The 21,699-nt window shown below is 65.4% G+C and carries 21 protein-coding genes; 10 read left to right on the top strand and 11 right to left on the bottom strand.

All coding sequences use genetic code 11. The annotated features are described in order from the left end of the window. Positions 1–81 precede the first annotated feature (81 nt). Together M2332_RS10445 and M2332_RS10440 are read left to right on the top strand one after the other, a co-directional pair. On the top strand, positions 82–1,218 hold the full coding sequence (locus M2332_RS10445; protein ID WP_264573987.1) for an ATP phosphoribosyltransferase regulatory subunit: 1,137 nt from the start codon (positions 82–84) through the stop codon (positions 1,216–1,218). 98 nt (positions 1,219–1,316) lie between these two features. Further along, on the top strand, positions 1,317–2,807 hold the full coding sequence (locus M2332_RS10440) for a DUF389 domain-containing protein (RefSeq protein ID WP_264573986.1): 1,491 nt from the start codon (positions 1,317–1,319) through the stop codon (positions 2,805–2,807). 27 nt (positions 2,808–2,834) lie between these two features. Here M2332_RS10440 and M2332_RS16625 read toward each other — a convergent pair whose 3' ends face one another. Continuing rightward, positions 2,835–3,950: a DUF924 family protein gene (locus tag M2332_RS16625; protein ID WP_319801487.1), complete on the bottom strand. Its 1,116-nt coding sequence runs from the start codon at positions 3,948–3,950 to the stop codon at positions 2,835–2,837. 68 nt (positions 3,951–4,018) lie between these two features. Between M2332_RS16625 and M2332_RS10425 the strand changes: the two genes are divergently transcribed. Both M2332_RS10425 and M2332_RS10420 read left to right on the top strand, forming a co-directional pair. Next, entirely contained in the window at positions 4,019–4,264 is a 246-nt protein-coding gene (locus M2332_RS10425; protein WP_181561102.1) for a type II toxin-antitoxin system CcdA family antitoxin, read from the top strand. Next, entirely contained in the window at positions 4,264–4,560 is a 297-nt protein-coding gene (locus M2332_RS10420; protein WP_181561103.1) for a CcdB family protein, read from the top strand. The genes M2332_RS10425 and M2332_RS10420 overlap by 1 nt, the downstream gene beginning before the upstream one ends. A gap of 30 nt (positions 4,561–4,590) precedes the next feature. Here the strand turns inward: M2332_RS10420 and tldD are convergent, their stop codons facing one another. Further along, positions 4,591–6,033 (bottom strand): metalloprotease TldD, encoded by a 1,443-nt coding sequence (gene tldD, locus M2332_RS10415; RefSeq protein ID WP_264574947.1) that lies wholly within the window; start codon positions 6,031–6,033, stop codon positions 4,591–4,593. Between the two features lie 77 nt (positions 6,034–6,110). Between tldD and M2332_RS10410 the strand changes: the two genes are divergently transcribed. After that, a complete protein-coding gene (locus tag M2332_RS10410; protein WP_264573985.1) occupies positions 6,111–7,112 on the top strand; it encodes a ligase-associated DNA damage response exonuclease in 1,002 nt (333 codons plus the stop codon). After that, positions 7,112–8,743 (top strand): cisplatin damage response ATP-dependent DNA ligase, encoded by a 1,632-nt coding sequence (locus M2332_RS10405; protein ID WP_264573984.1) that lies wholly within the window; start codon positions 7,112–7,114, stop codon positions 8,741–8,743. The genes M2332_RS10410 and M2332_RS10405 overlap by 1 nt, the downstream gene beginning before the upstream one ends. Before the next feature lie 15 nt (positions 8,744–8,758). Here M2332_RS10405 and M2332_RS10400 read toward each other — a convergent pair whose 3' ends face one another. After that, on the bottom strand, positions 8,759–9,388 hold the full coding sequence (locus tag M2332_RS10400; RefSeq protein ID WP_264573983.1) for a TlpA family protein disulfide reductase: 630 nt from the start codon (positions 9,386–9,388) through the stop codon (positions 8,759–8,761). A 31-nt stretch (positions 9,389–9,419) separates the two neighbouring features. On the opposite strand from M2332_RS10400, the gene argH reads away from it, so the two are divergent. The 3 genes from argH (at position 9,420) to pepN (ending at position 13,911) form a co-directional block, all read left to right on the top strand. After that, positions 9,420–10,802, top strand: a complete 1,383-nt coding sequence (argH, locus tag M2332_RS10395; RefSeq protein WP_264574946.1) for an argininosuccinate lyase — start codon at positions 9,420–9,422, stop codon at positions 10,800–10,802. After that, positions 10,799–11,098 (top strand): hypothetical protein, encoded by a 300-nt coding sequence (locus M2332_RS10390; RefSeq protein WP_264573982.1) that lies wholly within the window; start codon positions 10,799–10,801, stop codon positions 11,096–11,098. The genes argH and M2332_RS10390 overlap by 4 nt, the downstream gene beginning before the upstream one ends. 212 nt (positions 11,099–11,310) lie before the next feature. After that, the gene (gene pepN / locus M2332_RS10385; RefSeq protein WP_264573981.1) at positions 11,311–13,911 is read left to right on the top strand and encodes an aminopeptidase N; all 2,601 of its coding nucleotides are present in this window, start codon (positions 11,311–11,313) and stop codon (positions 13,909–13,911) included. A 23-nt stretch (positions 13,912–13,934) separates the two neighbouring features. On the opposite strand, the gene M2332_RS10380 is transcribed toward pepN, so the two are convergent. The 4 genes from M2332_RS10380 to M2332_RS10365 all read right to left on the bottom strand — a co-directional run bounded on the left by M2332_RS10380 (position 13,935) and on the right by M2332_RS10365 (position 17,528). Further along, positions 13,935–14,588 carry an ABC-type transport auxiliary lipoprotein family protein gene (locus tag M2332_RS10380; RefSeq protein WP_264573980.1) on the bottom strand — a complete coding sequence of 218 codons (654 nt, stop codon included), beginning with the start codon at positions 14,586–14,588 and terminating at the stop codon, positions 13,935–13,937. Beyond that, the gene (locus tag M2332_RS10375; protein ID WP_181561110.1) at positions 14,585–15,547 is read right to left on the bottom strand and encodes an MlaD family protein; all 963 of its coding nucleotides are present in this window, start codon (positions 15,545–15,547) and stop codon (positions 14,585–14,587) included. Before M2332_RS10375 ends, M2332_RS10380 begins: the two co-directional genes overlap by 4 nt. A gap of 74 nt (positions 15,548–15,621) precedes the next feature. Next, positions 15,622–16,422 (bottom strand): ABC transporter ATP-binding protein, encoded by an 801-nt coding sequence (locus M2332_RS10370; protein WP_264573979.1) that lies wholly within the window; start codon positions 16,420–16,422, stop codon positions 15,622–15,624. Further along, entirely contained in the window at positions 16,419–17,528 is a 1,110-nt protein-coding gene (locus M2332_RS10365; RefSeq protein WP_264573978.1) for an ABC transporter permease, read from the bottom strand. Before M2332_RS10365 ends, M2332_RS10370 begins: the two co-directional genes overlap by 4 nt. A gap of 116 nt (positions 17,529–17,644) precedes the next feature. On the opposite strand from M2332_RS10365, the gene M2332_RS10360 reads away from it, so the two are divergent. Next, positions 17,645–18,289: an HAD family hydrolase gene (locus tag M2332_RS10360; protein ID WP_264574945.1), complete on the top strand. Its 645-nt coding sequence runs from the start codon at positions 17,645–17,647 to the stop codon at positions 18,287–18,289. A 28-nt stretch (positions 18,290–18,317) separates the two neighbouring features. Here the strand turns inward: M2332_RS10360 and pgeF are convergent, their stop codons facing one another. From pgeF to M2332_RS10340, 4 genes are all read right to left on the bottom strand, one after another. Then, complete coding sequence (gene pgeF / locus M2332_RS10355; protein WP_264573977.1) at positions 18,318–19,082, bottom strand: peptidoglycan editing factor PgeF; 765 nt, start codon at positions 19,080–19,082, stop codon at positions 18,318–18,320. Beyond that, positions 19,079–20,098, bottom strand: coding sequence for a class I SAM-dependent methyltransferase (locus M2332_RS10350; RefSeq protein ID WP_264573976.1), 1,020 nt, complete (start codon positions 20,096–20,098; stop codon positions 19,079–19,081). The genes pgeF and M2332_RS10350 overlap by 4 nt, the downstream gene beginning before the upstream one ends. Further along, positions 20,088–20,951 carry a prolipoprotein diacylglyceryl transferase gene (lgt, locus tag M2332_RS10345; protein WP_264573975.1) on the bottom strand — a complete coding sequence of 288 codons (864 nt, stop codon included), beginning with the start codon at positions 20,949–20,951 and terminating at the stop codon, positions 20,088–20,090. Before lgt ends, M2332_RS10350 begins: the two co-directional genes overlap by 11 nt. 125 nt (positions 20,952–21,076) lie before the next feature. Next, positions 21,077–21,577, bottom strand: coding sequence for a sterol desaturase family protein (locus tag M2332_RS10340; RefSeq protein ID WP_264573974.1), 501 nt, complete (start codon positions 21,575–21,577; stop codon positions 21,077–21,079). Between the last annotated feature and the right edge of the window lie 122 nt (positions 21,578–21,699).

The following is a 21,699-nucleotide window of genomic DNA, read 5'->3' as shown; positions in this document are numbered from 1 at the left end:
GCCCGGCGTGTCATCACGTCGGGCCGGTCACGCTTGTAATTTATCCTCGCTTGGCGAGCGGAATCGGCTAAATGCCGCGCCATGACTGAAGCCATCGCTCCCGGATTGCTGCCCGAAGGGCTTGCCGATCGTCTGCCGCCCAAGGCGGAGGCCTCCGCCCGCCTTGTGCGCGAAGTGCTCGATACCGTTGCATCGCATGGCTATCGGCGCGTGATGCCGGCCCTGGCCGAGTTTGAGGAAACGCTGGTCGCGCGCCTGCAGTCGGCCCGCGCCGAAGATCTGCTCCGCGCCGTCGATCCGCTCTCCCAGCGCAGCCTGGCGATCCGGCCGGACATGACCGCCCAGATCGGCCGTATCGCCGCCACCCGCATGGCTGCGACCCCGCGTCCGCTGCGCTTGTGCTATGGCGGGCCGGTGATGAAGCTGCGAGCCGACCAGCTGCGGCCCGAGCGCGAGCGGATGCAGGTCGGCGCCGAGATCATCGGCACAGACAGCGTCGCGGCGGCAGTCGAGATCGTCAATGTCGCCATCGAAGCGCTGCAGCGCGCGGGTGTCAGCGGCATCACCATTGACTTCACCTTGCCCGACCTCGTGACGATGCTTGCCGATGGCCCGATGCCGCTTCCCCAGGGCGACGTCGAGGCGGTCCGCGACAGTCTCGACGCGAAGGATGCAGGTTCGCTGGCGGCGCTGGGCGAAGCGGCGCGGCCCTATCTGGCGCTCATTGAAGCGACCGGGCCATTCCACCCCGCCATGGACCGGCTGCAGGCCTTCAACGCGGGGCCAGCCAAAGGCAGGCTGGATAACCTCATTGCGGCGCTGCGGGCGATTGCCAAGCCGATCGGCTGGGATATCACGCTGACGCTCGATCCCACCGAGCGCCACGGTTTTGAATATCAGAGCTGGTTCGGTTTTTCTGTCTTTGCCGAGGGCTTCATCGGCGAGATCGGCCGGGGCGGCAGCTATGCGGTGGCGGGCGCGGACGGCAAGGCTGAGCCGGCCATGGGCTTCTCGCTCTACCCTGATCCGCTCATCGATGCCGGGTTCGGCACCACGGCCGCGCAGCGGGCTTTTTTGCCCATTGGACATGATGGCGCCCGGGCTGCGGCGCTCAGGGCGGAAGGCTGGGTGACCATCGCCGCGCTGGACGAGGCCGACGACCCACTGGCGCTGGGTTGCGAAGCGATTCTGGACGGCACCGAGCTTCGGCGGTTGTAACATCCGGGCTCGCCCGCAGGGGCAGCGGACTGGAAACGCAGCAATTTTCCCTGCTAGGGCGTCGGTGGAATGACGGACGTAGCAGAGGAGCCAATCGCTTGACCAACAAGACCTACGCGGTTTCGCGCAACCCCCTCTGGGTCAGCTGGCGGGAACGCTCGATTGCGACGGTGGATCACGACGCGATCCTGCGGAGGATCGTCGAGGAATCCGGCTGGTCGCCGCGTTATGTCTTCATGACGGTCATATCCGCCGGCATCGCCATTCTCGGGCTGCTGCTGCCGTCCAGCGCGGTCCTCATCGGCGCCATGCTGCTGTCTCCGTTGATGATGCCGATCATAGGCCTGGGCTTTGCGCTTGCAACGCTGGATTTTGCCGAAATGCGCGCGTCCGGCTTCGCGCTGGCGGTCGGCGCGGTGATTGCGATCGCGTTCACCGCGCTGTTTGTCCTGGTTTCACCGGTGCAGACCGTGACGACGGAAATCGCGGCCCGCACCCGCCCCAACCTCTTCGATCTTCTCGTCGCTTTCTTCTCGGCACTCGCGGGTGGTTATGCACTTATTCGCGGGCGGGGCGAGACGGTCGTGGGCGTTGCCATCGCCATCGCCCTCATGCCGCCGTTGGCCGCCGTCGGCTTCGGCATCGCCACATGGAACTGGACCATTGCCGGCGGTGCTTTCCTGCTCTTCATGACCAACACGGTCACGATCACGCTCACGGCCGCATTCATGGCGCGGCTCTACGGCTTTGGCTCCCACCTCACGCCGGCGCATACCCGACTGCAAAGCATTGTGATGGTGGTCTGCATGACGGCGCTTTCGGTGCCGCTGGCGCTTACCTTGCGGCACATCGCCTGGGAAACGCTGGCCGCCCGCCAGGTGCGGGACGTGATCCAGCGCCAGTTCCCCCAGACGGCACGCATCAGCGATCTGGAAACCGACTTCAACCGCCAGCCCATGCGGGTCGTCGCCACCGTGCTTACGCCCACTTATGCGAAGGATGCCGAGCGGGACACCGCGACCAGCCTGCGCGATGCGCTGCAGCGGGAGTTGGATGTCACCATCGACCAGATCCAGGTGGGGGCGGGCAATAGCGAGGCGGCTCAGGTGGCCGCCGCCCAGTCTCGCGAGCGCACGCAGAGCCTTGAGCGCTTTGCGACGACGGCCGTGGACCGACTGGCCCTCGTCGCTGGCGTGTCCAGCGATGCGGTCCTGGTGGACCGGGGCCGGCGCCAGGCCACGGTCGCAGCCGAGCCGCTCACCGGCGCGTCGCTCGATCTCTACCGCCAGCTGGAACGGCGCGCATCCGCCGGCCTGGAGGGCTGGACGCTGGTGCTGACGCCGCCGCCCGCCCCGCTGCCGGTCATCGGCTTTTCGGGCGAGGCATTGACCCAGCAGGGCGCCGCCGATCTCGATCTGGCCGTGTGGGCGGCGCGGCGGGTGCCATTGGGCATCACCATTACGGGGCAGGCCGCACGCGCCGAGATGGTGCGCGAGATTCTGCGCGCCCAACAAATTCCGGACCAGCGCTTGCTGATGGCGCCAAATGGCGATGCAGATGTCCGCCTGAGTTGGCGCCTGCCGGACTGATGCCGATCCGCTGCGAGCGGCGGTGGGTTACCAGTCGCTGCCCTCCGCCACCGCCTCTTGCTCCTCGGGCCGGGTTTCCCGTCCAAGCGCCGCATTGCGATGCGGGAAGCGGCCGAAGCGGGCGATGATCTCGCGGTGGGCCTCGGCGAATTTCAGATTATGTTCGAAGCCCGGCGCGCTGAACAACGCCACGCACAAGTCCTGATCGGCCAAATCCTCGCTGTGCATGAACGGCATGTAGAAGAAGGCGCGGGCGCCCGCCACAAATGCCTTGTCGAAGCCACGGTCCAGCGCCACGCGCGCGATCTCACGGGCGAGCGGATCGGTCGCGAAGGCGCGAGCCTCCTCTCGGAACATGTTGCGCGGAAACTGGTCGAACAGAATGAGCGCCGCCAGCGCCGTGTCGGCATCGGCCACGAACATATCGGCGGGTTTGTCGCGCTGCGCTTCCCAGAGCGAACGGAAGAGATGCGTCAGTCGCACATCCTCTTCCTCGCTCGAATCGAACCAGCCCTCCGGGCCGATCTCATTGAGCCAGTGATTGAGCACCGCCGGCACCCAGTCGGGATCGACATGCACCCGCGCCGGCTTGCGCTCGGGGAAATGGTCCTGCACGCGCAGCGGCAGGCCATCGATGCTTTGCGTCCGGGTTGAGATGCGCGCCAGCCGTTCCGGCGTTTCGTTCTGCTCATGATAACGAGAGAGCGTGTCGCGATCCTTCTCGTGCCGCATGAAGGGCACGCCCCAGCCGCAACTCTCCTGCACGCTCTCCACCGCGATCATGAAAATCTGTCGGGTACCGGGCAGGATGGTGAAGGGCCGCGAGGCGAAATCCCATTCATCATCCTGAGGCAGCACCGCCTTGCCTCGCCCATAGAGTCGCAGGATCAGCGGGGGGTGGTCGAACGCACAGAACATGATGGTGATGCGCCCGTCCGCTGAAAGATGGGCCTGGGTCTCGTTGCCGGATCCACCCACATCCAGATAGCCGACCAGATTGGGCCCCAGCACGCGGAAGCTGTCCATGCCCTTGGGACTGAGGTTGATCCGCGCGCCGTCCGCAGCGGTGGCGACAAAGAAGACCGGCTGTTTCTCGATGAAGCTGCGTTGCTTGTCGGAAATGGCAGTGAAGAATTCAGACATGGGGCCTCAGGTCTTGCTGGTCGGATGCGCACATTGACGCGCATGGTTCATGCGCATAGCTTGCGCATATGAAGCTTGATCCTATCGCGTCCGGCAAGCGCAAGCCAGTCAATCTCTCGCTCGATACTGGCGTGGTGGAGGCCGCGCGGGAGGCCGGGATCAATCTCTCCCAGACCTGCGAAGCGGCCCTGCGCGCGGCGGCGAAGGCAGAGCGCGAGCGGCGCTGGCAGGAGGAGAACAAGGAGTGGGTCGAAGCCCACAACGCGTGGGTTGAGAAGAACGGCCTTCCCCTTGCCCGTTACCGCATGTTTTAATGGCCCAATATGATGTCGTTCGGCTGAGGTCGGGGCAGTATGTCGTAGACTGTCAGGCTGAGGTGCTGTCGGGCATCAACACACGGTTTGTCGTTCCGCTGGCTTACCCAAACGACGCGCCGCCGCCCCGGCCGGGCCTCAATCCCCGCTTTCGTATGCAGGGCGAAGACTGGGTGCTTGTCACCCAGTTTGCAGGTGCAGTGTCGGTGTCGGAAATCCAAGAAATCGCCGGCTCCCTCGCGCAAGAAGAATACCGGATCAAGAACGCGCTCGACATGTTGCTGACTGGGGTGTGACGGCGTTGTCTGGTCGTTCCGACCGGCGCCTCAACCCCCGGTGCCGCCGACCGTCAGCCCTTCGAGCAGCAGCGTCGGCTGGCCCACGCCCGCGGGCACGCCCTGACCCGCCTTGCCGCACATGCCGATGCCTTCATCGAGTGCGAGGTCGTTGCCGATGCCGACGATGCGGTGCAGTGCGGCGGGGCCATCGCCGATCAGCGTTGCGCCCTTGATGGGGTCGCCGATCCTGCCATTCTCGACCTTGTACGCCTCGGTGCAGGAGAAGACGAACTTGCCCGAGACGATGTCCACCTGTCCGCCGCCAAAGCTGCGCGCGAAGATGCCGGTCTTCACGCGGCCGAGCAGCTCGGCGGGATCGTCGTTGCCCGCGCGCGCATAAGTGTTGGTCATGCGTGGCATCGGCGCATGGGCATAGCTTTCGCGCCGGCCGTTGCCAGTGGGTGCCACGCCCATCAACCGCGCGTTGAGCCGGTCCTGCATGTAGCCGCGCAGAATGCCGTCTTCGATCAGCACATTCTCCTGCGTGGGGGTACCCTCATCGTCGATGCTAAGCGACCCGCGTCGCGCGTCCATCGCGCCATTGTCGACCACCGTCACGCCCGGCGCCGCCACGCGCTCGCCGATCTTGCCCGAGAAGGCGCTGGTGCCCTTGCGGTTGAAATCGCCCTCCAGGCCATGACCGACGGCCTCATGCAGCATCACGCCCGGCCAGCCAGGGCCAAGCAGCACGGTCATCTCGCCCACCGGTGCGGGCACCGAGCGGAGGTTGACCTGCGCCTGTTTAAGCGCCTCGTCGATCGCGCGCTGCCAGGTCGCCTCCTCGAACAGGGAATCGTAGAGATAGCGCCCGCCAATGCCAAAATAGCCGGTTTCGCGCCGCCCATTCTCTTCCATGATGATCGAGACGTTGAGGCGGACGAGGGGACGCACGTCGGTCGCCACGAAGCCGTCCGGCCGCACGATCTCAACGACCGACCAACTACCGGCCAGCACTGCAGAGACCTGCACCACGCGCGGATCGCGGGCCCGGGCTGCTGCGTCGATCTTGGCCATCAGGTCGACCTTCTGCGCGAAGGGGACGAGATCGAGCGGGTTGGCGTCCGTATAGAGATGCCGATTGGTGCGTTGCGGCGGCGTGGCCATGGCCTGCTGTGCCGGGTCGAGCAACTTCAGCGTCTGCGCTGCCTTGCGGATCGCCCGCTCGCTGATGTCATTGGCGTGCGCGAAGCCGGTCATCTCGCCAGAGACGCCGCGCAGGCCAAATCCGGCATCGGTGGAATAATCCGCTGTCTTCAGCCGCCCATCATCGAAGCCGAAGCTCTCGGTCGCGACATATTGCAAGTAAAGCTCGCCATCCTCGCAGCCGGTCAGCGCCTCGGCGGTGAGCCGGCGGGCGCTATCCGGGTCGAGAGACCCATCGCGATACAGGAAGGAACGCACGTCTGTGGTCTGGGGAGCAGCATCTGTCATGGCCATGATATAGGTCCTTTGGGGCACATCGCAAAGCCGCGCTGGAACCGGGACGTGCCGGTCGCCATTTAGAGGCCATGGCCGACTTCTCCTGGATTCGCGCAGAGGCGCATGGGCTGCATGTCGTGCCGGCCAAGGCGTGGGTCGATCCGGCCGATCCGGTGGAGACAGCCCTCGTCACGCACGGCCATGCCGATCATGCCCGGGGCGGCCATGGCCGCTGCATCGCGACGCCGGAGACGCTGGCCATCATGGACCTGCGGTACGGTCCGCCCGGCGCCGCGCAACCGGTGGCCTACGGCGAGACGATCAGCCTGCCGGGGAGCGTGCAGGCGACCTTCCTGCCGGCTGGGCATGTGCTCGGGTCCGCGCAGATCCTGTTTGAACATGCCGGCGAGCGGGTGATCGTCACTGGTGACTATAAGCGCCGGGCCGATCCGACATGCCCGCCTTTTCAGGTTACGCCCTGCGATGTGTTCATCACCGAAGCCACGTTCGGCCTGCCGGTCTTCCGTCACCCCCCGATTGGCGAGGAAATCGGCAAGCTGCTCAAGGCGCGCGAGGCCAATCCCGAGCGCTGCATCCTTGTGGGGGCCTATGCGCTGGGCAAGGCGCAGCGGGTCATCGCCGAGCTGCGCCAAGCTGGTTATGTCGAGCCGATCTATCTGCACGGCGCGCTGGAGCGGATGTGCCGGTTGTATGAAGACCTCGGCGTCGATTTGGGCGAGCTGAGATTGATCGCCGGAATGCCCAAGGGTGCGCTGGCCGGGCAGATCATCCTGTGTCCGCCCTCGGCGCTCAACGATCGCTGGAGCCGTCGCCTGCCCGATCCGGTCACGGCCATGGCAAGCGGCTGGATGCGGGTGCGACAGCGTGCGCGGCAGCGCAATGTCGAGCTGCCCCTGGTGATCTCGGACCATGCCGACTGGGCGGAACTGACGACCACGATCGCGGAAGTGAATCCGGCGCAGACCTGGATCACCCATGGCCGGGAAGATGCGTTGCTGCGCTGGTGCGAGCTGCACCAACGCCGGGCCCGCGCGCTCGCCCTTGTCGGCTATGAGGATGAGGACGACTGATGGAGGCCTTCGCTGCCCTGTTGGATGCGCTCGTCTACACCCGCTCGCGCAACGGCAAGCTCGCCCTGATCGCTGCCTATCTGCGCGAGACGCCCGATCCTGACAGGGGCTGGGCGCTTGCTGCGTTGACGGACGGCCTCGATTTTCCGGCGGTGAAGGCCGGCACGATCCGCGCCTTGCTGATGGATCGCGTCGATCCGGTTCTGTTCAAGCTCAGCCGCGATTTTGTCGGGGATACGGCGGAGACGGCGAGTCTGCTCTGGCCGGACAATCCCGCTGCGCTCGATCCCCCAAGCCTGAGCGAAACGGTGGCGGCGCTGTCCGCTATGACCCGCCAGTCCGTCGCCCCAGCGCTGGCGCGGCTCATGGATCGGCTAGATGTGAATGGCCGCTACGCGCTCATCAAGATGGCGACGGGTGCGATGCGCATCGGCATTTCGGCGCGGCTCGCCAAGGTCGCCTTCGCGCAGGCGTTCGATGTGCCGGTGGACGATGTCGAGGAATATTGGCACGGCCAGACGCCGCCCTATGGCGCGCTATTCGACTGGGCCGCGAAGGGTGGCCCTCCGCCGCGCGTCGACCATATCCCCACCTTCCGTCCCTTCATGCTCGCGCACCCGCTGGAAGATGATGTCATCGCGCGCGAAACGCTCGACATGGCCGACTATGCCGCCGAGTGGAAATGGGATGGCATCCGCGTGCAGATGGTTCATGTGCCGGAGTCGGATGGCGCGGGGCCGGGCGGGGATACGCGGCTCTTCTCACGCACCGGCGATGATATCACCGGCAGCTTCCCGGATATCGCGGCGGCGTTTCGCGAGCCCGGCGTGCTGGATGGCGAACTGCTGGTGCGCGGCACGCATCAGGGCGGCGAAGAGGGCGGCGCGGCGAGCTTCAACGCCTTGCAGCAGCGGCTGGGGCGCAAGACTGTCTCTAAGGCGATGCTCACCGATTTTCCCGCCTTCGTCCGCCTCTACGATGTCTTGCTCTCCGACGGCGAGGATCATCGCGCGTTGAGCTGGGAGCAGCGCCGCGCCGTGCTGGAGACGCTGGTGCCCCGGCTCGACTCCGCCCGCTTCGACATTTCGCCGCTGATCGAGGCTGCAAGCCTTGCCGATCTTGCCGCCATTCGCGAGCGCGCACGCGATGATGCCATCGAGGGCGTGATGCTCAAGCGGCGGGATAGCCCTTATGTCGCCGGCCGCCGCACGGGCCTATGGTACAAGTGGAAGCGCGATCCCCTGCTCGCCGATTGCGTGCTGATGTATGCCCAGCGCGGCAGCGGCAAGCGCTCCTCCTTCTACAGCGATTTCACTTTCGGCTGCTGGGATGGCGATCCCGATGCCGGCGCCGAGCTGCTGCCTGTCGGCAAGGCCTATTTCGGCTTTACCGACGAGGAGCTGAAGTGGCTCGATTCTCACGTCCGCCGCCACACCGTCAATCGCTTCGGCCCGGTGCGCGAGACGGATAAGAGCCTGGTCTTCGAAGTCGCGTTCGATTCGATCCACGAGAGCAAGCGCCACAAGTCCGGCCTCGCCATGCGCTTCCCGCGCATCAGCCGCATCCGCAATGACAAGCCCGCCCATGAGGCCGACCGGATCGAAAGCTTGCGGGCGATGATCTCCGGCTAGGGGAGCTGGGACGGCTTACCCGCCGATTTCGGCGATCAGTTTCTGCCCATCTTCCTCGTCCCACTCCAGCGCACCGACGATGCGGGCGACTTCCTTGCCCGCGCCATCGTAGAGAATGGTCGTGGGCAACGTGCCGGTGCCGTAATCGAAGCCGAGCGCATTCTCCCGGTCCAACCAGGTCTGCAGCGTAGAGAGCTTGCGGGCCGACCAGAAGGCGGGAACGCCATCAGGTTCCATGTCCTGCGAAACGGCAATCACCTTGACGCCCTTGGCTTCCGCAGCCTTGGCGGCGCGGTCGAGGGCAGGCAGTTCGGCCACGCAAGGCGCGCACCAGGTCGCCCACAGATTGACCAGCATCGGCTTGCCCTGCGCAATGGCCTTGAGCGTCGCCGGCTTGCCCTCGATGGTGGTGAAGGGCTTGTCCGGCATCGCCTCGCCCTTGCGGCTGCGGTCGATGACATGGGAGAAGGTCTTGCCCGCGCTCCCCGGTGCGGCTTCGTCCGGGCTCACTTCATCGGGGGAGAGGGCATTGCCCACTGCGGCGGCGTTGCCGGCGCCTTGCGCGTTTTGAGCGGATTGCCTATCGCAGCCGCTCGCGGCCAGTGAGAGGCCGATCAGCATAGCAAGGGCAGAAATAGAGCGCATGGCAGACTCCGCAAGCAAGGGCGCGAACAGCATGTGGGGCGGTCGCTTCGCGGCCGGGCCGGCCGCCGTCATGCGCGAGATAAATGCCTCGCTTCCGTTCGACAAGCGCTTGTGGCGGCAGGACATTGCCGGCTCCATCGCGCACGCCCGGATGCTCGGCGCGCAAGGCATCCTTGCGCAGGACGAGGCAGCGACGATCATCGGCGGGCTGGAGGCGATCCAGGCCGAGTATGAAGCCGGTGATCTGCCCGAAGATCTCGACCTTGAGGACATTCATATGGCCACCGAGGCGCGGCTGGCCGAGAAGATCGGTCCCGTCGCCGGGCGGCTGCACACGGCGCGCTCGCGCAACGATCAGGTGGCGACCGATTTCCGCCTCTTCGTACGCGATGCTATCGATGAGGTCGATGCCAGCCTCAAGGCGCTGCAGCGGGCGCTGATCGGTCGGGCGGGCGAGCATGCGCAGAGCGTGATGCCCGGTTTCACCCATTTGCAAAGCGCTCAGCCGGTGACGCTCGGCCATCACCTCATGGCCTATTATGAGATGATCGCGCGGGATCGCTCGCGCTTTGCCGATGCGCGCGCCCGGCTCAACCTCTCACCGCTGGGTGCGGCCGCGCTGGCAGGGACGGGCTTCCCCACCGATCGCCATATGACCGCGCAAGCGCTCGGCTTCGACGGGCCGACGCGCAACAGCCTCGACAGCGTTTCCGACCGGGATTTCGCGCTCGATTACCTCATGGCCGCCACCCAATGCAGCCTGCACCTCTCGCGGCTGGCGGAAGAGTTCGTGATCTGGGCGAGCCAGCCCTTCGGCTTCATTTCGTTGCCCGACGCTTATTCCACCGGCAGCTCGATCATGCCGCAAAAGCGCAATCCCGATGCCGCCGAGCTGGTGCGCGGCCATTCCGGGCGGATCATGGGCTGCATGACGTCGCTGTGCGTCACCATGAAGGGCCTGCCGCTGGCTTACTCCAAGGACATGCAGGACGATAAGCCGCCTTTGTTCGAGGCGCATGATCTGCTCGGCCTCTCTATCACCGCGATGACCGGCATGGTGGAGACGACGACCTTCCGCACCGAGCGGATGCGGGCGCTGGCGGAAAGCGGCTTCGCAACCGCAACCGACCTTGCCGACTGGCTGGTGCGGGAAGGCAATGTGCCGTTTCGCGAGGCGCATCACATCACCGGGCGTGCGGTCAAGGCCGCGGAAGAGGCGGGTGTGCAGCTTGCCGCGCTGCCGATCGAAGCGCTCAAGGCCATTGATGCGCGGATCGACGAGCGCGTCTTTGCGGTGCTGACGGTGGATGCCTCCGTTGCCAGCCGCAAGAGCTACGGGGGCACCGCACCCGATCAGGTGCGCGCGCGGATTGCCGAAGCGCAAGCCGCGCTGGATGGAGAGACCGGTCGATGAAGGCGATGAATCACAAGATGATCGCGCGTGCCGCTCTGGCGCTGCTCGTGGCGGCTGGTCTTTCGGGCTGCGGCTCGGTGAAGGATTTGCGCCCCAAGGAGGGCATGGGTCAGGTGCCCAAGGCCGCCGCCGCGCCTGAGCGGGAGACGCCCAAGCAGCTCATGACGCCATCCACTCAGGCAAAGCCGGACCGGCAGGCGGATCTGCTCGACCGCTCCATGGAGCGCGCGGAGGACCCGTTCGATCTGCCGCCCGGGCCGAACAACGGGCGGAGTGGCGCAAACACCACGGAATAAGCAGCGCAACATCCGTTCGTGTCGAGCCCTTCGACTGCTCGCAGGGCGGGCGCTCAGGATAAACTACAGCCTCGGGCTGAAGTCGAGACACCAAGGACGGTCCTAACGTGTCTCGACTTCGCTCGACACGAACGGGAACGTGGTGGTGGAGTTCTCGCCATCGGCGGCTTCCCCCGCTTGTGCCTCGCCTGATGCGGGCATAGGACTGGGGCATGGATATTCAGACCACCCAAGCCGCCGCCACGCCGCCTGTCATCCGCCGCGAGGATTATCGTCCGCCGCTCTGGCAGGTCCCGCAGATCGGCCTCGACTTCGATCTCGATGCCCGCGCCACCCGCGTCAAGGCCCGGCTTGAGGTCACCCGCACCGGCGACCATGCGCAGTCGCTGCGACTGGATGGCGACGGACTGACGCCGCTGCGGGTCGCCGTCGACGGCCGCACGCTCGCCCCCTCCGATTGGAAGCTCGAGGACGGCGACCTGCTGATCCCGCTGACCGGCGAGAGCCACGTCGTCGAGACCGAGGTCGAGATCAATCCTGCAGCGAATACACAGCTAATGGGGCTCTACGCCTCTGGCGGCCTGCTCTGCACCCAGTGCGAGCCGGAGGGCTTCCGTCGTATCACCTTCTTCCCGGACCGGCCGGATGTGCTCTCGCGTTATGATGTGACCCTACGCGCCGACAAGGCGACCTATCCCGTGCTGCTCGCCAATGGCGATCCTGTCGAGGCGGGCGATCTGGAGGGCGGGCGGCATTGGGCGCGCTGGACCGATCCGTTCCCCAAGCCGAGCTACCTGTTCGCGCTGGTCGCGGGCAATCTCGCCTGCAATGCGGACAGCTTCACGACCATGAGCGGCCGGCCGGTGAAGCTCGGCATCTGGGTGGCAGAAAGCGATCTGCCGCGCACGGATCATGCCATGAAGGCGCTCAAGGATTCAATGGCGTGGGACGAGCGCGTCTATGGCCGCGAATATGATCTCGATGTGTTCAACATCGTGGCGGTGGCGGATTTCAACTTCGGCGCGATGGAGAACAAGGGCCTCAACATCTTCAACACGCGCTACATTCTGGCAGACCCGGAAACGGCAACCGACCCGGATTATGACGCCATTGAGGCGGTTGTGGCGCACGAATATTTCCACAACTGGTCGGGCGACCGGGTGACCTGCCGGGACTGGTTCCAGCTCTCCCTCAAGGAAGGTTTCACCGTCTATCGCGATCAGGAATTTTCTGCCGACATGGGCTCGGCAGCGGTCAAGAGGATCGAGGATGTGCGCGTGCTGCGCGCGGCGCAGTTCCAGGAAGATGGCGGTCCGCTCGCCCATCCGGTGCGGCCAGAATCCTATATGGAGATCAGCAACTTCTATACGGCAACCGTCTATAACAAGGGCGCCGAGCTGATCCGCATGATGGCCCGGTTGCTGGGGCCGGAGCGGTTCCGCAAGGGCACTGACCTCTATTTCGACCGGCATGACGGGCAGGCGGCGACCTGCGAGGATTTCGTGCGCGCGATGGAAGATGGCGGCGGCATCGATCTCGCGCAGTTCCGGCTCTGGTACAGCCAGGCCGGCACCCCGCGCGTGACGGTCGAGACCGCGCATGATGCGACGAGCGGCACGGTGACGCTCACCTTGCGCCAGACCGTGCCGCCGACGCCGGGGCAGGGCGAGAAGCAGCCCATGGCGATCCCATTCCTCTTCGCCTTGTTCGACCGGGAAAGGGGCGCCCATGCCGGCGAGGAGTTGGAGGTGCTGACGCAGGCGGAGACGGTCATCACGCGCACCGGCTTCGCGCAGCCACCGGTGCTGTCGCTCAATCGCAGCTTCTCCGCGCCAGTCGTGGTGGACGCCGAGCAGAGCGCCGAGGATCTGGCCTTTCTCGCCGCGCGCGATGACGATGCGTTCAGCCGCTATGAGGCGCTGCAGCAGCTCATGATCAATGGCCTGCTCAGCCATATTGCTGGCGGACCGCTGGAGAGCGGCGTCATCATCGACTCGATCCGCCGGACGATCAGCGACGACACGCTGGACCGGGCGCTGATCGCCGAAGCGGTGAAGCTGCCGAGCGAGGCCTATCTCGGCGATCAGATGCAGGTCGTTGATCCGGATGCCATCCATGCGGCGCGCGAGGCGCTGCAGCACGAGATCGGCGCGCAACTGGAGCAGGACTGGCGCAGGCTCCATGCCGATTGCGCGCGTAACGGCTTCTCGCTGTCGGCGGATGCGCGCGCGGCCCGCAAGCTGCGCGGGGTTGCCTTGAGCTATCTGGTCGCATCAGGCGCATCGGATGGCCCGGCGCTTGCCTTCGCCCAGTTCGAGCAGGCGGATAATATGACCGAGCGCCAGGCCGCGCTGGCTGTTCTCGCCAACGGCACGGCGGCAGAGCGGGACGCAGCACTGGCGGCGTTCCACGCGCGCTATGCGGGCAATGCGTTGGTCATCGACAAATGGTTCCAGACTCAGGCTTTGGCCTTCCATCCGGAGACGGTCGATAATGTCGCGGCGCTGAGCAGCCACCCCGACTTCACACTCGCCAACCCCAACCGCGCCCGCGCGCTTTATGGCGCGTTTGCCGCCAACCAATGGGCGTTCCACCGGGCGGACGGCAAGGGCTATGAGATGGTGGCAGGCGCTATTATCGCGCTGGACAAGCTCAATCCGCAGACCGCCGCGCGGCTCGTGCCGCCACTTGGTCGCTGGCGCCGGTTCGATGCGCAGCGGGGTGCCGCGATGCGCGCGGCGCTGGAGCGGATCATCGCCGAACCCGGCCTTTCGCGGGACGTGATGGAGCAGGCGACGAAGAGCCTCGCCTGAGCGGGATAGGGCTGCGGCCGGCGTCAGGTCCGGCTGGAGACCCAGGTCGCCACGGCATTGGCGACATCGTTGGCGGCGGCGCTGATCGCCGGGGCGACGCCATCTGCGTCGATGCGGCTGACCGGCGCGGAGGCGGTGAAGCGCTGGCGCGTCACCGTCAGGCCGTCCGGCGAGAGCATGGTCGCGTCGAACGTGACGACCGCTTCCCGGCGCGTCGCATCGATACCGAATTCGACCAGATCGCCATTGAGAATGTAGCCGGTGCGGGCGAGATACTGGCCGGGGTCGAGCACCAGGATATTGCTGCGCGACCGGATCGTCTCCGATAGGAGAGACTGGAATTGCCGGGCCGGCGTATCGACCCAGATCGCATCCTTCACATAGGCAAAGCTGGTGCTGTTCTCGCGCACCGCCACGCGCGGGGTCGCGAGGGCTTTGGGCACGTTCGGCACGTCGATGAACAGGGCGGATTCGCTTGCACTGGACGCCGACACGCCAGCCGGCACCGTCGCCGTGCTGGCAATGGCGAGCAGCCGGTCGGGCGGCTCGGCACCGAACTTCACGCACCCGGCCGCCGAGATCAGCAGACCCGTGATCAGGGCCGCCCGCGCTGCCTTGCGCATCGCTACTCCGCTGGTCGCCGGGGCTGTCTGCACGTTCGCTCTGCTGTTCGTCATGGCTTGTAATCCGGCAATTTGGGCGAGCCGATCAAGGCGCCTGCACCCTGTTGTTCAACGGTATCCGTCACAGCCTGAAGCGAACGGGAGACCTGACGCAGATCGCGGACCAGCAAGCCGATTTGCGGCATGGTGTCGCGGGTGAAGGTCCGCATGCCAGGCTGTGCTTCCTTCAGGGTCGCATCCAGCGTTTCCAGCGTCGCGCCGGCATTGCGGATCGTCGTGCGCAGGTCGCGGATGAGGGGGCGACCCTCTTCGTTCACCAGCGCATTGGTGTTGTTCGCAGCTTGGGCGAGCGATTCGGCAGCCTTGGAGGCATTTTCGAGCGTCAGCTTGGCTTGTGTGATGGTATCAGCCAATTCCGGCCCACGCGCGGCGATGTCGCCGGTCAGCTTGTCGAGATTCTGCAGGATGCCGGCAATATGCTTCTGGTTGCGATCATCCAGCAGCTCGGTCAATCGCTCGGTGAGCGTCGTCAGCCGCTCCAGCAGCATTGGAGCGCTGTTGAGCAGTTCGCCCAGCGCACCGGGTTTGGTCGGGATGACGGGCACGCCTTCAGGGCAGACCGACTGCGCATTGCGCTCCGGGCAGACGATCGGCGGTGCGCCGCGTACCGCGCCCTCAAGCTGAATTTCCGAGACGCCGGTAAAGCCTACGCCATTGATCGTCGCGGTCGTGCCTTGCAGGACGGGCGTCGTCCGGCTGACGACGATGCGCACGCGCACGAACTGGGGGTCGCGCTCCCAAAGCTCGATCGACTGGACCTGCCCCGAGGGTACGCCAGCATAAGTCACCGCCGAGCCGCGGGCGATGCCGCTCACCGACTGCTTGAAGAAGATGTCGTATTCCTTGCGATCGGATTCGCCGATGCGTGAGAACCAGAAGGCTGCCCCGACCGTCAAGGCCATCAGGAGCAGGACGACCGCGCCCACGAACACATTGTTGGATCGTGTTTCCATCTATTTCCTGCTTTCCCCCAACGGCTTTATGGCGCCGTGGTTCCACCCTGTCCATGTCTGCGGCCGATTGTGCATCACGCGCCTCTCATCTTGGCGCTCTGGCCATGGGCAACGCGCCCGCGCGGCCCGTTGAAATATTCCTGGATCCAGGGATGATCGAGCGCCAGCAACTCGTCGATCGTCCCGACCGCGATGACCTTTTGATCGGCGAGCACGGCAACGCGGTCGCAAATGGCGTGGAGCGTGTCGAGATCGTGGGTAATCAGGAACACGGTGAGGCCCAGTGTCTCCTGCAAGGCCCGTGTCTGCTCGTCGAACGCCGCAGCACCGATGGGATCAAGCCCCGCGGTCGGCTCATCGAGAAATAGCAGGGCGGGATCGAGGGCCAGCGCGCGGGCGAGGCCGGCGCGCTTGCGCATCCCGCCGGAGAGCTCGGAGGGGAATTTCGGCCCCGCATTATCCGGAAGGCCGGTCATCAGAATCTTGTAGGCGGCGATTTCCTCGCGCAGCTGAACCGGCAGATCGGGATAATATTCGCGCAGCGGCACCTGCACATTCTCGGAGACGGTCAGCGTGGAGAACAGCGCGCCGTTCTGGAACAGGATGCCCCAGCGCTTGCGGATTGCCAGCAATTCCGGGTCCGCAGGGTCGCGGTCCAGCATCTGTTCGCCGAACACCTCGATGGAGCCGTCATAAGGGCTTTGCAGTCCGATGATCGAGCGCATCAGCACCGACTTGCCGGTGCCTGATCCACCCACCACGCCAAGAATCTCGCCGCGCCGCACGTCGAGGTCCAGCCCGTCATGCACGGTCTGGTCGCCGAAGCGATTGACCAGTCCCCGGATGGAGATGACGGGATCGTCACTAGCGCTCATTTCCACCCCAGCCAGGTGAAGAACACCGCGAAGATGGCATCGAGCACGATGACGATGAAGATCGCCTGCACCACAGCGGCCGTGGTGCGTAGGCCGACTTCCTCGGCATTGCCACGCACCTGCAGGCCCTGGAAGCAGCCGGCGATCGCGATGATCAGGCCAAAGACCGGCGCCTTGATAAGGCCGATGTAAAGGTCGGTCAGCGGCACGACTTCACGCAGCCGCTGGAAGAAGGTAACGGGCGGAATATCGAGCGAGACCGCGCACAGGAAGGCCCCGCCGATCACCGCCATGACCGAGGCATAGAAGCCGAGCAGCGGCATCATGATGACCGCGGCCATGATGCGCGGCATCACCAGCGCTTCCATGGGCGAGACGCCGATGGTGCGCATCGCGTCCACTTCTTCATTGAGCTGCATCGTGCCGATCTGCGCGGCAAAGGCCGATCCCGAGCGGCCGGCGACCATGATGGCCGTCATCAGCACGCCCAGTTCGCGGAAGGTCAGGCGCCCGACGAGATTGACGGTGAGCACCTCCATGCCGAACTGCTCGAGCTGCACCGACCCTTGCTGCGCGATCACGATGCCGACGAGGAAGCTCATCAGCCCGATGATGAAGAGCGCCGAGATTCCGACGACCTCGATACGCTGGACGACCGCGATCAGACGGATGCGAGACGGATGCCGCAGCAGCATGAATGATGTGATGACGACGGCGCCCAGAAAGCCGAGCAGGCCGATCATCGTGTTGAAGGTCATCCGGGTTGCAACACCCACTTCCTCCAGAATGCGCACGATCGGATGGGGCGGCACATTGCGCGTTTCCAGCGGTTGATCGTTGCGCGAGACGACGTCGATCAGCCGCATTGCGTCGTCACTGGCGCCGGTGATTTCCGCCTGCGTGCGTTTGGCGAGGCTGTGGACGATCCACGCGCCGATTGTGTCGATCTGGGTGACCTGCGTGAGGTCGATCCGGGCGACATCGCCCTCTATCGCCTCGGTGCGATTGGGCAGATCGCCGATCTGGGCGAGCGCAAGGCTGCCGGTGAAGGCAACCGTCCGGCCTGTTGCATCGTTGCTCTCGATGAGGTCGGCAGATTGCGTCATCTGAGCCACAGTGGGCCAGTTTGCGTTGCACGGCAAGCCGAATTGGACCATCTGGCGGGCCGCAGCCCGAGAGTACAGGGAGACATTGAGCGGTGCAGAGGATCGCGATCTACGACATGGACCGCACGATCACCGTGCGCGGCACCTATGCGGCGTTTCTCACGCACATGGCTCTCTCGCTGGCGCCGTGGCGGCTGATTTTCCTGCCTTTGGCGGGTATCGTCATGCTCGGCTACGTGCTGCGGCTGGTCGATCGTGGCCGGGCGAAGGAACTCAATCAGGCCCTGTTGATCGGGCGACGGGTCAATCGCGAGAGGATCCGCCCGGCCGTGGAGGCCTATGCCGACAAGGTGATTGCGCGCAACATCCGCGCCGGCGCGCTGGCCCAGATCGCGCAGGATCGCGCCTCCGGCTGCCGGCTGGTGATCGCTTCGGCATCCTTCCGGCTTTATGTCGAGCCGATTGCGAAGAGGCTGGGCTTCGATGATGTGATTGCTACCGATCATTTCAGCCAGGGTGTCGACTACATCCGGGCGCGCATTGCAGGAGAGAACTGCTATGACGTCGCAAAGTTGCGGATGATCGAGGCGTGGATGTCCCGCGAAGGGATTGCCCGGGACGATGCGCACGTCCGCGCCTATAGCGATCATGTCACTGATGCGCCGCTGTTGGGCTTTGCGGACGAGGGCTATGCGGCCAATCCCCATCGCGCCTTGGCGTCACTGGCGGCGGAAGAGGGCTGGCCGGTTCTTCACTGGTGAAGTTGCGCGGCGCGACACAAGGCCGCGCTTAAGCCGGCAATCCGATCAGCGAAATCTGCCGCCCATAGCCGGGTTCTCCGGCATGGCAGGCGCGACGGTAGGAGAAGAATCGCGCGGGCTGGCTGTATGTGTCCTCGTCGAGCAACGTGACTGTACCGATGCCCGCCTGCGCCAGCCGCGATCCAACATAGCCGGCAATGTCGAACTGCAGATGGCCAGGGCGGCCCTCGGCGAAAAAGCGCTCGTCATCCGGATCGCGTTCGAGGAACGGGCGCTCGAAACCGGCACTCACCTCATAGCTCGCCTTGCCGATGCATGGGCCGATGGCGCAGGCGATGGTGGCGCGTGTCGCGCCCAAGGACGTCATTGCGTCAATGGTCGCTTCCGCCACGCCGTGGAGCGCGCCTTTCCACCCCGCATGGGCCGCCCCCACGACACCATGGGTGGGATCGGCAAAGAGGATCGGCACGCAATCGGCAGTGAGAACGCCCAGCAGCAGCCCGGGGCGGGCTGTCACCAGCGCATCGGCTTCCGGTCGGGCGTCGAGCGGAAAGGCAGCGTCTGCAATGACAACCCGTGCGGAATGCACCTGGTGAAGCGTCACCAGCGTCGCTTGCGGCAGTACGGCTTCGCGCGCCAGATCGCGATTTGTCAGGACGGCATCGCGTTCGTCATCCGAACCCAAGCCGACATTCAGCCCGGCGTGAATGCCGGTTGAAACGCCGCCCGTGCGCCCAAGAAAGCCGTGGGGTACATCGCCCAGCGCGCCGGCGCGCAGCACTTCGATGCTCATGCGAACCCCGCCGATGCCGGCCAGTCCGGGTGACGCAAGGCGAGGGCCTTGAACAGCGTGCCCATCTGATCGGGCTCGACCAGCCGGTCACGCGCTACACGGAGATCATCGGCACGTGCCGGATTTGCGCGGGTCAGCGTGGCTGCGCGCGCATCGATGCCCAGCGCCGTGAGCAGGGCGCCCTGCCCGATGCATGGCTGTGGTCGCAGTCCGTGCGCCCGGCCGACGGCGGCGATCATGCCGAAGTCGACATGGACGGTCAGGTCGCGGGTGCCCGGGGCATCGAGCGGATCGGCAAAGCGGTGCTGGCTCATCGCTTGCAGCGTATCGCCCGATGCCGGTCCCTCATAGCCATAATCGATGGTCAGCAGCGCGCCGCCCTGTCGGCAGAGCCGCTGTGCGAGATCGGCGACGATGGCTTCGGCCGCAAAATTGCGCTCGACCATGGACCCCAAAGGCGCGTCGCCGAGCGGGAGAGGAATGTGCTGGCCGCAATCTTCCCAGCCAAGGATGAAATCGCCGGGCTCGCGCTGCACGAAGCGTTCGCGCCAGCCTCCGCCAGTACGCTGGAACTGGCGGATCGGCAGCGCATCGAAAAACTCGTTGGCGATGATAATGAGCGGGCGATCGTCGGGCAGCGTCGCCACGCTGTCATGCCAGATCGCCCCCGGCACCGCGGCCTGCTGGCGTGCGCGCAGTGTGGGGCTGGTCTCGACGAGATGGACCGGCGGCGAGAGCCTGGCTTGGCCCATCGCTCGCAGGGCGTCGGCCGCGAGTGTCCCCCGGCCCGGTCCCAGCTCGACATAGGCGAAGGAAGGGCCGACACCGGCGCGCAAGGCAAGATCGGCCACCCAAAGCCCGATCAACTCGCCGAACATCTGGCTGATCTCCGGCGCGGTGATGAAGTCGCCGCGCGCGCCCAAAGGGTCGCGCCCGGCATAATAAGCGGCATTGGCTGCCGCCATGAAGTCGTGGAGCGAGAGAGTGTCGCGGCCCTGCCAGATGTCAGGCGACACTGTCCTGCCCGGCAATCGGCTCGACGCGGGTCCGGCGGCCCTTCGCGGTCACCACCAGATAGAGGCCCAGCACCAGCATCGGCAGGGTCAGCCACTGGCCCATATGCAGGCCGGTGCGTTCCGCGAACTCCATCAACTGGGAATCCGCCTCGCGGTAGAACTCGACGAAGAAGCGGGCAGCGCCGTAGCAGAGCGCGGCAATGCCAAACAGCTTGCCGGGCTCGTAGCGGGCCTTGGTCTTCCAGAAGAAAAAGGCGAGGATCGCGAACATCAGCGGCCCTTCCAGCAGCGCTTCGTAGAGCTGGCTGGGATGCCGGGGCATGTCGCCTCCGCCGGGGAAAACGATACCCCATGGCACGGTGGTGACCTTGCCCCACAGTTCGCCATTCACGAAGTTGGCGAGACGGCCGAAGAACAACCCGAACGGCACGACGCAGGCGATATAGTCCGCCACCCGCAGGAAGGAGAGCTTCTCGCGCCGGGCCATCCACCAGATCGCGGCGACGACGCCTATGGTGCCGCCATGCAGCGACATGCCGCCTTCCCACAGCTTGAAGATGTCGATGGGGTTCTGGAGGATCGACGGCTGATAGAAGAGAATATAGCCGAGCCGTCCGCCCACGATGATGCCGAGCGTGGCATTGAAGATGAAATCGTCGGCATGGCGACGTGCCATGGGTGCGCCGGGCTGGCGGAGTAGCACCGTCAGATACCAGTAGCCGATCAGAATGCCCGCGAGATAGGCCAGACTATACCATTTGATCGCGAAGAAGCCGAGATCGAGGGCGACCGGATCGAGCCCGAGATTCTGGAAATAGATGGGCTGAGCAGCGGCCAGGACAGCAAGCGTCAAGTGTTTTCCCCGTCAGTTTTGCGCTGCATAGTGCAAGACGTCAGCAACACCAAGGCCGGAGAATGACAGGCCGCGCTGCAAGCCATATCCTCGGCAGGGAAATCAGCCGTGGCGGCGGGAGCCTCCTACCGGCCCCGGGCATCGCGGATGCGGCCCGCGTCCATGCCAGCGAGTTGTCGCTTGAGGTCTTCCGGCGCCGGCGCGATCAGGAAGCCGAAGCTCACATTGCCCTCGCGCGTTTCCACCACATGATGCAGGCGATGCGCCTGCACGATGCGCTTCATGTAAGGCGAGCGGGCCACGTAACGATGCTTCACCCGCTGGTGAACGATGATGTCGTGGAAGCCGAGGTAGATGGCGCCATAAGCGGCGATTCCGGCGCCGACAGCGGTCGCCCAGTTGCCCCAGCCCCATTGCACGCCGCCGAGCAACATCAGGATCGAGGGCAGGGCGAAGATCACGAAATAGAGATCGTTGAGCTCCCAATTGCCCTTTCGCGGCCGATGATGGCTGGCATGCAGAAACCAGCCGGGGCCGTGCATCACCCAGCGGTGCATCACATAGGCAAAGCCCTCCATCAGTGCGACGGTAAGGATGAAGAGAGCGGCAAGGCTGAGGAACGACATGGCGCTCCCGCCTATAGGCGCGCAGTCACGGGCTGTGAAGCGAAAGGGCTGCCTTGTCTTGCGGGGAGCGGGCGGGTTAGCATGGCGTCATGATGACCCTCGCGTGCCTTCGCCGGCTGACG

Source organism: Sphingobium sp. B11D3A, from assembly GCF_025961695.1.
In the GTDB taxonomy this organism is placed as follows: domain Bacteria; phylum Pseudomonadota; class Alphaproteobacteria; order Sphingomonadales; family Sphingomonadaceae; genus Sphingobium.
The sequence above is the reverse complement of the archived record's forward strand: the minus strand, read 5'-3'. Positions and strand labels throughout refer to the sequence as shown.

Excerpts from the sequence above, each read along its gene's own strand:
- M2332_RS10365 (WP_264573978.1), bottom strand. The coding sequence starts at position 17,528 with ATGACGCAATCTGCCGACCTCATCGAGAGCAACGATGCAACAGGCCGG.
- M2332_RS10370 (WP_264573979.1), bottom strand. The coding sequence starts at position 16,422 with ATGAGCGCTAGTGACGATCCCGTCATCTCCATCCGGGGACTGGTCAAT.
- M2332_RS10375 (WP_181561110.1), bottom strand. The coding sequence starts at position 15,547 with ATGGAAACACGATCCAACAATGTGTTCGTGGGCGCGGTCGTCCTGCTC.
- M2332_RS10400 (WP_264573983.1), bottom strand. The coding sequence starts at position 9,388 with ATGCGCTCTATTTCTGCCCTTGCTATGCTGATCGGCCTCTCACTGGCC.
- tldD (WP_264574947.1), bottom strand. The coding sequence starts at position 6,033 with ATGACAGATGCTGCTCCCCAGACCACAGACGTGCGTTCCTTCCTGTAT.
- argH (WP_264574946.1), top strand. The coding sequence starts at position 9,420 with ATGTGGGGCGGTCGCTTCGCGGCCGGGCCGGCCGCCGTCATGCGCGAG.
- M2332_RS10410 (WP_264573985.1), top strand. The coding sequence starts at position 6,111 with ATGGCCGACTTCTCCTGGATTCGCGCAGAGGCGCATGGGCTGCATGTC.
- M2332_RS10405 (WP_264573984.1), top strand. The coding sequence starts at position 7,112 with ATGGAGGCCTTCGCTGCCCTGTTGGATGCGCTCGTCTACACCCGCTCG.
- M2332_RS10420 (WP_181561103.1), top strand. The coding sequence starts at position 4,264 with ATGGCCCAATATGATGTCGTTCGGCTGAGGTCGGGGCAGTATGTCGTA.
- M2332_RS16625 (WP_319801487.1), bottom strand. The coding sequence starts at position 3,950 with ATGTCTGAATTCTTCACTGCCATTTCCGACAAGCAACGCAGCTTCATC.
- M2332_RS10445 (WP_264573987.1), top strand. The coding sequence starts at position 82 with ATGACTGAAGCCATCGCTCCCGGATTGCTGCCCGAAGGGCTTGCCGAT.
- M2332_RS10425 (WP_181561102.1), top strand. The coding sequence starts at position 4,019 with ATGAAGCTTGATCCTATCGCGTCCGGCAAGCGCAAGCCAGTCAATCTC.
- pepN (WP_264573981.1), top strand. The coding sequence starts at position 11,311 with ATGGATATTCAGACCACCCAAGCCGCCGCCACGCCGCCTGTCATCCGC.
- M2332_RS10340 (WP_264573974.1), bottom strand. The coding sequence starts at position 21,577 with ATGTCGTTCCTCAGCCTTGCCGCTCTCTTCATCCTTACCGTCGCACTG.
- pgeF (WP_264573977.1), bottom strand. The coding sequence starts at position 19,082 with ATGAGCATCGAAGTGCTGCGCGCCGGCGCGCTGGGCGATGTACCCCAC.
- M2332_RS10390 (WP_264573982.1), top strand. The coding sequence starts at position 10,799 with ATGAAGGCGATGAATCACAAGATGATCGCGCGTGCCGCTCTGGCGCTG.
- M2332_RS10360 (WP_264574945.1), top strand. The coding sequence starts at position 17,645 with ATGGACCGCACGATCACCGTGCGCGGCACCTATGCGGCGTTTCTCACG.
- M2332_RS10380 (WP_264573980.1), bottom strand. The coding sequence starts at position 14,588 with ATGACGAACAGCAGAGCGAACGTGCAGACAGCCCCGGCGACCAGCGGA.